The 9,117-nt window shown below is 74.0% G+C and carries 7 protein-coding genes; 3 read left to right on the top strand and 4 right to left on the bottom strand.

What is annotated here, in order from left to right; all coding sequences use genetic code 11:
* The 3 genes from ACH4T9_RS21915 to ACH4T9_RS21905 all read right to left on the bottom strand — a co-directional run.
* The coding region (locus tag ACH4T9_RS21915; protein ID WP_396686858.1) for a DEAD/DEAH box helicase at positions 1 to 1,477 on the bottom strand (1,477 nt) is incomplete at its 3' end.
* Positions 1,478 to 1,848: 371 nt separating this feature from the next.
* A complete protein-coding gene (locus tag ACH4T9_RS21910) occupies positions 1,849 to 2,262 on the bottom strand; it encodes a hypothetical protein (protein WP_396671578.1) in 414 nt (137 codons plus the stop codon).
* Positions 2,263 to 3,864: 1,602 nt separating this feature from the next.
* Complete coding sequence (locus tag ACH4T9_RS21905) at positions 3,865 to 5,409, bottom strand: C40 family peptidase (protein ID WP_396671577.1); 1,545 nt, start codon at positions 5,407 to 5,409, stop codon at positions 3,865 to 3,867.
* A gap of 242 nt (positions 5,410 to 5,651) precedes the next feature.
* On the opposite strand from ACH4T9_RS21905, the gene mqnE reads away from it, so the two are divergent.
* From mqnE to ACH4T9_RS21890, 3 genes are all read left to right on the top strand, one after another.
* A complete protein-coding gene (gene mqnE, locus ACH4T9_RS21900; protein WP_161689024.1) occupies positions 5,652 to 6,821 on the top strand; it encodes an aminofutalosine synthase MqnE in 1,170 nt (389 codons plus the stop codon).
* 22 nt (positions 6,822 to 6,843) lie between these two features.
* The gene (locus ACH4T9_RS21895) at positions 6,844 to 7,278 is read left to right on the top strand and encodes a hypothetical protein (RefSeq protein ID WP_396671576.1); all 435 of its coding nucleotides are present in this window, start codon (positions 6,844 to 6,846) and stop codon (positions 7,276 to 7,278) included.
* Positions 7,279 to 7,351: 73 nt separating this feature from the next.
* Positions 7,352 to 7,633, top strand: a complete 282-nt coding sequence (locus ACH4T9_RS21890; RefSeq protein WP_387020696.1) for a DUF4229 domain-containing protein — start codon at positions 7,352 to 7,354, stop codon at positions 7,631 to 7,633.
* A gap of 89 nt (positions 7,634 to 7,722) precedes the next feature.
* Here the strand turns inward: ACH4T9_RS21890 and ACH4T9_RS21885 are convergent, their stop codons facing one another.
* Positions 7,723 to 9,063 carry a peptidase C39 family protein gene (locus ACH4T9_RS21885; protein ID WP_396671575.1) on the bottom strand — a complete coding sequence of 447 codons (1,341 nt, stop codon included), beginning with the start codon at positions 9,061 to 9,063 and terminating at the stop codon, positions 7,723 to 7,725.
* Positions 9,064 to 9,117: the final 54 nt, after the last annotated feature.

Raw genomic sequence — 9,117 nt, 5'->3', positions numbered from 1 at the left:
AGCGGCGTTCGCCCGTGGGGCGGTCGCCGAACCTGCGCTCGCCGGTGGGGCGGTCGCCGTAGCTACGCTCCCCGGTGGGCCGGTCGCCGTAGCGGCGTTCGCCCGTGGGGCGGTCGCCGAACCTGCGCTCGCCGGTGGGGCGGTCGCCGTAGCTACGCTCCCCGGTGGGCCGGTCGCCGTAGCGGCGCTCGCCCGTGGGGCGGTCCCCGTAGCGGCGCTCGCCCCGGTCCTCGAACCGGCGCGGTCCGGACGGGCGGTCGCCGTTCCGGCGGTTCGCCGACGGCTCGGCGCGGACCGGCACGCCGCTGGGCTCGCGGGCCCCGGTCAGCTCGGCCAGGACAGGGTCACCGGCCCGGACCCGGCTCTCCGTCGGCTCGACCCCGGCCTTCTCCAACATCGCCAGGGTGGTCCGGCGCTGCTTCGGCAGCACCAGGGTGGCCACCGCGCCGGACTCGCCGGCCCGGGCGGTACGCCCCGCGCGGTGCAGGTAGTCCTTCGGGTCCTTCGGCGGGTCCACGTGCAGCACCAGGGACACCCCGTCGACGTGGATGCCCCGGGCCGCCACGTCGGTGGCGACCAGCACGTCCATCCGACCCTCGCGGAACTCGGCGAGGGTGCGGGTCCGCATGCTCTGGGTCTTCCCGCCGTGCAGCCCACCGGCCCGTACGCCGACGGCGGCGAACTGCTCGACCAACCGGTCCACGCCGAGCTGCGTCCGGGCGAAGAGCATGGTCCGGCCGGACCGGGCGGCGATCGAGGCCGTCACGGCGAACTTCTCGTGCGGCGGGATCAGCAGCAGATGGTGGTCCATGGTGGACACGGCGGCGGTGGCCGGGGCGGTCGAGTGGGTGACCGGGTCGGTCATGAACCGCCTGACCAGCGAGTCGACGTCACCGTCCAGGGTGGCCGAGAAGAGCAGCCGCTGGGCGCTGGCCGGAGTCTTCGCCAGCAGTTCGGTGACCTCGGGCAGGAAGCCCATGTCGGCCATCTGGTCGGCCTCGTCGAGCACGGTCACCTCGACGTCGTCCAGCTGGCAGACGCCCCGGTTGATCAGGTCGCCCAGCCGTCCGGGCGTGGCCACCACGATCTCCACCCCGCGGCGGAGCGCGTCGATCTGCCGGTCGTACGGCACGCCGCCGACAGCGGTCTTGAGGAAGATCCCGACCGCCTTGCCGAGCGGCACGAGCGCGTCGTTGACCTGCATGGCCAGCTCCCGGGTGGGGACCAGCACCAGGGCCCGCGGGCGCAGCGGGCGGGCCCGGTTGCGCTCGGCGAGCCGGGCGATCAGCGGCAGGCCGAAGGCGAGGGTCTTGCCGGAACCGGTCTGGCCCCGACCGAGGACGTCCCGGCCGGCGAGCGCGTCGGGAACGGTGGCCCGCTGGATCGGGAACGGCGTGGTGATGCCCTGCCGGTCGAGCGCCCGGACCAGCGACTGGGGCAGCCCGAGGGCGGCGAAGTCGGCCTTGGGCTCCGGCATGGCGTCGACCTCGACGGCCGAGGTCGCGTCGGCGGCGGCGTCAAGGTCGACGGCGGCCGGGGTGGGCTCTTCGGGGGCGGTGGTGACAGCGGCGTCACCGGTGCCGGCCGGATGGGTCTGTCCGGCCGAGGCGTCGAAGGCGGACGGGAACGTGCTGGCGTCAGCAAAGGTGGTCAAGAAATGCCTTTCGAGCGGGGCGCATCTTCGCGATGGCCTGCCGCAGCTGTACGCCGCCGAATCGCCCGCAAGATCGCCCATGGGCGCGCCTCGTGCACGCCAAAGGTCAGTGATCGACACAAGTGTACGGCGACCCGGCAAACCTGCCACCGCGCCGCGAGGGGTAGTGGTCGGGCTCACCATCGCCCCCGGCGTCACTTGTTGAGGAAACCCCCCACCAGCCCGTCCATGGCGTCGCCGGCCACCAGGACGACCAACACGCTGATCGCGACGAGCAGGCCGAGCGACACTGCCAGGACGGCCACGACCTTGGTGGTGCTCGACCGGGGCGTCGGGGCGTCCGTCCAGCCCTGGGCGAGGATGTGCCCGGTCAGGGAGCCCGAGTTGTCCAGCGCGGCCCCCGTCGGCAGCGAGATTGTGGCGAACCCCGGCCCCTCGGTGCCGTACGCGGTGCTGGCCAGGTCGGCGGTCCCCGGCTCCGGCAGGCCGGGTGGCCCGGCGGGGGCCCTGCCGCCCGGCACCCCGGTCGTCGGCGTCGCCGGCCAGGCGGTCGTCGCGGCGGCGCCGTACAGGCCGGGGGTCGGTCGGCCGGCGGTGGGAGCGGGCACGCCGGAGACCGGCTGGCCCGGCGTCGACGACCCCGGCGCGCCCGGACGGCCTGTGGGGTTGCCGCGATGGGAGGCCGGCTCGGGCGGCGGCCAGGCCGGCAGCGCGGGAGCCGGGACCACCGGGGGCGGTGCGGAGACCGGCGGTGCGGAGACCGGCGGTGCGGACGACGGCGGTGCGGACGACGGTCGGCCCGCCGGTGGCGGCCCGCCCGCGATCGGGCCCGGGGTGCCCACCGCTGGCGCAGGCCAGTCCGTGCCGGCGTCCGGAGCCGGCGGTGCGGAGGCCGGCCGGCCGGGGAGGAACTGCACCGACGCCGACGCCGACGCCGACGCCGACGCCGACGCCGCGGTCAGCGGCGGCGGCGGGAACGGCGGTGCCGGCATCGGGCCGGGTGGCGGTGGCGGTGGCACCGGCGGCCCGGGTACGGGTGGGATCGGGCCAGGGCCGGGTACGGGTGGGATCGGGCCAGGGCCGGGTACGGGTGGGATCGGGCCAGGGCCGGGTACGGGTGGGATCGGGCCAGGGCCGGGTACGGGCGGGACCGGGCCAGGCCCGGGTACGGGTGGGATCGGGCCAGGGCCCGGCGGCGTCGGCTCGGGAACCGGGGGATTCGGCGACGGCGGGGTGGGGCCGGGGACCGGCGTCGGCGGGGCCGGCGCCGGGGCGGGCTCTGGCTGCGGGACGGGCGGCGCCGGTGGCTCGGCCGGCGCCGGTGGACGCGCCGGCTCGGGAGGCTCAGGGCTCACCGGGGTCGACCGGTACACCTTGGCGCTGCCCTGCGTTGTCCCGCCGGAGCCCCGGGAAGAACCGGCGCTCCTCGCAGCCCCGCCCACCTCGGGCGTGGAGACCCGGTTCAGGCCAGGCACCGAGGCGCTGGCCCGGGCGGTCGCGGGCGCGGCATCGCCGCTGCGCTGGGCCGGCACGACGGGTGCCGGCCGGGCGGTCACCGGGCCGGCCGTAGCGGCGTCGGAGGCGTCACCGTGGCCCACGGCGAGGTTGCCGGCCAGGGCTGCCGGGGTTCCGTCGGCGGGCTCAGGGGTGGGGACGCCGTCACCCGTCGTGGGCGCGGTGGTGCGCCGCTCGGCCGTGGCGGCACCCGACCAGGACGACGGTGTCGCCGGCGCGGCGGGGCGGTGCTGGTCCGGAGGCGTGGCCGAGGGCTGAGCCGGCGCCGGCACGGGGGCGGCACCGGACGACGACGTGCCCGTGCGGTAGGTGGTCCCGCCGCCCGATGCGGCGGCCGGCAACGTGACCCCCTGCGGCGGGGCGGCGGCGGTGGCGACGCTCACCCGGGCCCGCGCGGCCCCGGCCGGCACGGCCGCCCGCCCGGTCGGCCCGGACGGGTCGCGGGAGCGGCCCGGTGTCACCGCCGGGTCGTCACCCGATGTCGTACGGGCCCGGGCGTCCTCCGTGCCGGCCGCGCGGTCGGCGGGGCCGGGCGTGGATCCGGGGCCGACAGTCTCCGCCGGAACCTCTTGCTCGCCCATGGTCGTCCTCCGTGCCCGCGCTCGCCCCCGCACCCGTGGCGCCGGGCCGGAAGTGTCTGGGTGTCACGGTGCCACATTCCCGCCAGGCCGCACAGCCGGAGTGGACGGTTGGCCTCAGCCGGCCTCGGTCGTCGACGCCGTCGGCGAGGCGCTGTCGCTTGGTGCCAGGCTGCTGGACTGGGTGGTCGGCACCGGCGGCGGGGTGTCCGACGGGCTCGGCGACGGCGAGTGCGACGGGCTCGGCGACGAGCTGGACGGCGGCGCGGACGGGGTCGTCGGCTTGGGGGTCGGCGGCTTGGGCGTCGGGGACTTCGTCGGCGGCTTGGGCGTCGGGGACTTCGTCGGCGTGGGGGAAAGCGTGGGCTTCGGCGTGGTTGGCGGCTTCGTGGGCTTCGTGGGCTTCGGAGTGGGAAGCGTGGGCGTGGGCGCGGGCGTGCCGGGCACCGCACCGACCACCCGGGTCGCGGCGTAGAGCCGGGACCAACCGACTGTGGAGATCTTCACCGTCTGACCGGTGGTCGGGGCCTGGACCATCTTGCCGCCGCCGATGTACATCCCGACGTGGTGGATCGTCGTCCAGCTACTGCCGGATGCGAAGAAGAGCAGGTCACCGGGGAGTAGGGCTCCCTGGCTCACCGCCCGGCCCCGGGTCGCGTAGTACTGGTCGCGGGAGACCCGGGGGAGCTGGCGGTAGCCTGCCGACCGGTAGGCGGCCCACATCAGGCCGGAGCAGTCGAAGGCGTCCGGGCCCTCCTCGGACCAGACGTACGGGTCGCCGAGCTGGGCCAAGGCGTAGCGCACCGCGGCCAGCGCGACCGGGCTGGCGGTGAGACCGTTGGTGCTCTGCCCCTGGACGTACGACGCGCCGAGCTGCTGCTCGACCGCCTCCTGCTGACGCTCCAGCTCGATGAGCTGCGCGGCGTTGTCCTTGCGCAGCTTGAGCAGATTCGCCTCCTGCTCGCGGAGCGACTTCTCCACGGCAACGTACTGCTCCCGGACGGTGCGCACCCGGGTGTCGGCGGCCATCCACGCCTGGTAGGCGAGCTGTTCGGCGGCGCGGGCCCGGGCCAGCTCGCCGGCGGCGGCGGTGGTGGCGCCGTCGGCCTGCTCGCCCCGGGTGATCTGCGTGAGCATGTTGAGGCCGTGCAGGTCTCGGGCGAACTCGCCGGGCGGCAACGCGGCTGCGGCCTTGAACGCGCCCGCGGCGGCGGTGTCGGCGCCGTCCTGGGCCTTGGTCAGGCCGTCGCGGGCCGTCTTGAGGCCCTGGTCGGCGGTCGCGAGCTGGGCCTCGGCCTCGGTGCGGGTCTGGCGCAGCCCGAGCAGTTGGTCACCGAGGAGTCCCACCTGGGCCTCGGCGGCGGCGATCACGGCGGCGAGCGGACCGTTGCCGAGGGGCGCCAACGGCGTGGCGGGGCTGCCCGTGCCGGGGAACCTGCCGGAGCCGTTCACGCCGGGCAACTGGAACCCGACGGCGGGGACCGGGCGGGACCCGGTGTCGGGGACGACGTTGGGCAGCGGCGGCTCGGCGTACGCGGGGGTGGCGAGCGCGGCCGTGACGACCGCGCTGAGCAGGGCGGACCAGAGCATCGGTCGAAGCACCGGAGAGAACAGCGGACGCCTCCGTCGTTGCCGTCGTCGGCTCTGCTGGCTCTGCACCATTCCGCTCCCCGTCCGGCGTGCTTGCTGACCGCGCGCGGTCGGCGCGGCGGCGGTGGCGCGACCTGGTCTGTGGCGCGCCCCACCCTGTCTTACCGCACCCGAGCAAAGATGTCGATGCGGTAACGGGTAACGACCGGCTGTGAGTTCGGTGAACTACGTCGCTGTGCCCGACCGGGCAGACATCCCGTCGGAGACCCGACGTAGGCTCGACCGGACCGCAGGTGGAAGGGACGTGGCTTTCGATGGACGCCGGACTCAAGCGTGAGCTCGAAGCGAAGGTGTACGCGGGGGAGCGGCTGACCCGCGAGGACGGGATCGCCCTCTACGACAGCGACGACCTGACCTGGCTGGGCCGGTTGGCCCACCACCGGCGCACCGAGCTGAACGGCGACCGGGTGATGTTCAACGTCAACCGGCACCTCAACCTCACCAACGTCTGTTCGGCGTCGTGCGCGTACTGCTCCTTCCAGCGCAAGCCCGGCGAGAAGGACGCGTACACGATGCGCATCGACGAGGCGGTCCGCAAGGCCAAGGAGATGGAGGACGAACAGCTCACCGAGCTGCACATCGTCAACGGCCTGCACCCGACGCTGCCCTGGCGCTACTACCCGAAGGTGCTGCGCGAGCTGAAGGCGGCGCTGCCGAACGTCAAGCTCAAGTGCTTCACCGCGACCGAGGTGCAGTGGTTCGAGAAGATCAGCGGCCTGTCCGCCGACGAGATCCTCGACGAGCTGATGGATGCCGGCCTGGAGTCGCTGACCGGCGGTGGCGCGGAGATCTTCGACTGGGAGGTCCGCCAGCACATCGTCGACCACGCCTGCCACTGGGAGGACTGGTCGCGGATCCACGCGCTGGCCCACTCGAAGGGCATGAAGACCCCGGCGACGATGCTCTACGGCCACATCGAGGAGCCCCGGCACCGGGTCGACCACGTGCTGCGGCTGCGCGAGCTTCAGGACGAGACCGGTGGCTTCGCGGTCTTCATCCCGCTGCGCTACCAGCACGACTTCGTGGACTCGGCGGACGGCAAGGTCCGCAACCGGATCCAGGCCCGCACCACGATGGCCTCACCGGCCGAGTCGCTGAAGACCTTCGCGGTCTCCCGGCTGCTGTTCGACAACATCCCGCACGTGAAGAACTTCTGGGTGATGCACGGCCTCTCGGTCGCCCAGCTCTCGCTGAACTTCGGCGTTGACGACCTGGACGGCTCGGTCGTGGAATACAAGATCACCCACGACGCCGACTCGTACGGCACCCCGAACACGATGCACCGGGACGACCTGCTGCACCTGATCTGGGACGCCGGCTTCCGTCCGGTCGAGCGCAACACCCGCTACGAGGTCGTCCGCGAGTACGACGCCGCCCCGTCGCTGGCCGAGCGCCGGTCCGAGCCGCAGCAGGTCTGGGCCTGACCGGCCCGTACCCTGGTATGCCATGAGCGAGTCGAGTCAGCCGGACCAGGGCGGGTTTCCCCGGCGCGATGCCCAGGGGCGGGTCGTCGCGCTCGGCGACCTGCTCGGGGTGAGCCTCGCCGGCATGGTGATCGGCCTGCTCGCCCTGCTGCTGCTCGACTGGGGCTTCGCCACGGTCGGCGCGGGTGACTTCGGCCGGGCCAACGGCTGGCTGGCGATCATCCTGCCCGCCTGGCTGTACTGGGAGGACTTCCGGGCCTGGGAGTTCGGTGCGGCCCGGGTGGTGGCCGCCCTGGCGGCGGCCGCGCTCGCCGTGGTCGGCGGCCTGCTGGTGGCCGGCCTGGCAGACGGGTTGCCGCCCATGGTGTCCGGCGGGCTCGCGGCCACCGCGTTCACCGTGGTCTACGCGGTGGTGTGGTTTCCTGGCGTTCACTGGCTGGCCCGGCGGACGGGCTGAACAACCCTCCCGCCCGGGCGAGCCGGCGGCTGAATCCTCCCGCCGGCGAGCCGGCGGAGAACGGAGTGCGAACGTGAGCGCGGCGGTCAAGTACACGCTGGGCCGGATCGGGCTGTTCGTGGTGGTCTTCGTGGCGCTCTGGCCGGTCGGGATGAACATCTTCCTGCAGCTGATGCTGGCGCTGGCGTTCTCCGCCACGCTCTCGTTCTTCCTGCTCAGGGGCTGGCGGGACGAGATGGCGGGGGAGATGGCGGAGGCCGCCGAGCGGCGTCGGGCCGAGAAGGAGCGGCTGCGCTCCGCGCTGGCCGGCGACGACCAGCCCGCCGAGGGCGGCCCCGGCGACCAGCGCCCCTGAGCGCGAGCCGTCCCTGAGCGCGAGCCGTCCCTGAGCGCGAGCCGGGCCCGGACCGTCCCTGGGGACGAGCCGGGCCCGGTGCCGTTTTCCTACCAGTTGGTCGAGCCCCGGACCACCGGCCAGGGCCGGTTCGCCGGCTTGACCAGGTACGCGATGCCGCCGGATCCGCCGGCCACGGTGCCGTCGGCCCGGTAGCGCTTGGTGCGCTGCCAGATCTGCTCGAACTGCTCCCGCTTGTACACGTTGCGCACCTCCGCGTTCGTCGACGACGCCGGGTCGTTGACGATCACGTCGCCGTCGGCGGTGAAGCCGACGACCACGAAGAGGTGGCCGGCGGTGCCGTAGTTCGACCCGTCCAGCTCGGTGGCGAGGAAGGACTGCGAGGTGATCACCGGGATGCCGGCCTTGATGAACCGCTCCACCTCGTCGAGGGAGTGCAGCCGGGTCACCCGGGCGTCGATGCCGGAGAAGCTGCCCGCGTACGCGGTGTTGAACGGCCAGTTGCCCGAGCCCTCGTACTCGTAGTCCCAGGTCATCCGGGCTGCGTGGGCCACCTGCGGGTCGATGTAGCCGGGGGTGATCCAGGACATGTCCTGCGCCGACGGCAGCTTGCCGTAGTACTCGAGCACCATCGTGGTGGACGTCGGGCTGCACCAGACCTGGCCGCCGCCGCCCCACTCGGGGTAGTTGCCCTTGTGGATCATCTGGGAGCGGGCCGGGACGGCCAGCTCGGTGCCCCAGGCGATCCCGCCCCGGCTCGGGGTGACGGTGAACCGGTCCGGGACGTTGGAGCTCATCGCGCCGAGCATCCGGACCTGGGGCGACGCCTTCAGGCCGGGCTTGCGGTAGAGGCCGACCCGCAGCTGGTACGACCGCAGCAGGACCCCGGCCTCGGCGTCGTCGATCGAGAACGTGTCGGTCCACACGCTCGACCACGGGTCGCCCTGACCGTCCAGGGTGGCCCGCTTGATGTCCTGGTCGCCGGAGGCCCAGCGGCTCATGACGTACCACGGGGTCTGGTTACCGGTGTTGTACGTGCCCTGGAGTTCGACCTGGATCCAGGTGCCCGCCGGGGTCTCGGCGTTCCACGAGGCGACCAGCTCGCTGGCGTCGAAGCCGATCCTGGTGCGCGGCGAGGTCCAGGTGGCGTACTCCCAGGTGGCGGTGGTGCCGCTGTGCTCGTCGGTGAACTCGGTGGTGCCGGCGGGTCGGCCGATGGTGATCCCGGTGCGGTGACCGGGGACGGCCCGGGTGCCCCGGTGGTCGCCGGAGCGCCAGTCGGGGTAGCGGGACCACTCCTGGAAGGTGATCTCCTCGTCGTGCGCGACGGTGGGGGGATGGGCGCTGGCGGGGGCGGGGACGGCCGCGCCGCCGAGGGCGAGCGCGGCGACGCCGGCAAGGGCGACCGCGCGCAGGGCTCTGCTGACCATGGGATCTCCGCGAAGTGAGGCGGGTCGGGGGGCATACTTGCCGGTCACTATCCC

It is taken from the genome of Micromonospora sp. NPDC020750 (genome assembly GCF_044334565.1).
GTDB lineage: Bacteria > Actinomycetota > Actinomycetes > Mycobacteriales > Micromonosporaceae > Micromonospora.
Note: the sequence above shows the minus strand (reverse complement) of the source record. Positions and strands in the feature narration are given on the sequence as shown.

Excerpts from the sequence above, each read along its gene's own strand:
- ACH4T9_RS21905 (WP_396671577.1), bottom strand. The coding sequence starts at position 5,409 with ATGGTGCAGAGCCAGCAGAGCCGACGACGGCAACGACGGAGGCGTCCG.
- ACH4T9_RS21895 (WP_396671576.1), top strand. The coding sequence starts at position 6,844 with ATGAGCGAGTCGAGTCAGCCGGACCAGGGCGGGTTTCCCCGGCGCGAT.
- mqnE (WP_161689024.1), top strand. The coding sequence starts at position 5,652 with ATGGACGCCGGACTCAAGCGTGAGCTCGAAGCGAAGGTGTACGCGGGG.
- ACH4T9_RS21885 (WP_396671575.1), bottom strand. The coding sequence starts at position 9,063 with ATGGTCAGCAGAGCCCTGCGCGCGGTCGCCCTTGCCGGCGTCGCCGCG.